Annotated in this window: 1 pseudogene; it reads left to right on the top strand. The window is 71.7% G+C overall.

The annotated features are described in order from the left end of the window. Positions 1–261: pseudogene (locus MXD60_RS26315) on the top strand (IS4 family transposase); the annotation flags it as partial. Positions 262–431: the final 170 nt, after the last annotated feature.

The raw sequence follows: 431 nt of genomic DNA, 5'->3' as shown, positions 1-431 counted from the left end.
TACAACGAGCGCTGGGAGGAGGAAACCTCCAACGACCAGCTCAAGACCCATCTCCGCGGCCCCGGAAAAGTACCGCGGTCCCGGCCGCCGGACCTGGCCGTTCAGGAGATGTGGTCCTGGCTGGTCGTCCAGTACGCGCTCACGGCCCTGATCGCCCGCGCCGCGGAAGCCGCCGAGATCGACCCCGACCGGGTCGGATTCGCCCGGACCCCGCGCCTGGTCCGCCGTTCCGCCACCGGGACGGCGGACATTCCCCCCTGAGGACTGGAACGCCCAGCTCCCCGCCTTCCACACCGAGATCACCCGCAGGCTCAACCCGCCCCGGCGCCACCGCACCTGCCCCCGCGTCGCCAAACGCGCCCGACACACCAGCTACCGCGTCAAGAAACCCGACGAACCCGCCTCGATCCGCCACCCAGGCCCCGCCACGG

It is taken from the genome of Frankia sp. AgB32 (genome assembly GCF_023243045.1).
Classification (GTDB): Bacteria; Actinomycetota; Actinomycetes; order Frankiales; family Frankiaceae; genus Frankia.
The sequence above is the reverse complement of the archived record's forward strand: the minus strand, read 5'-3'. Positions and strand labels throughout refer to the sequence as shown.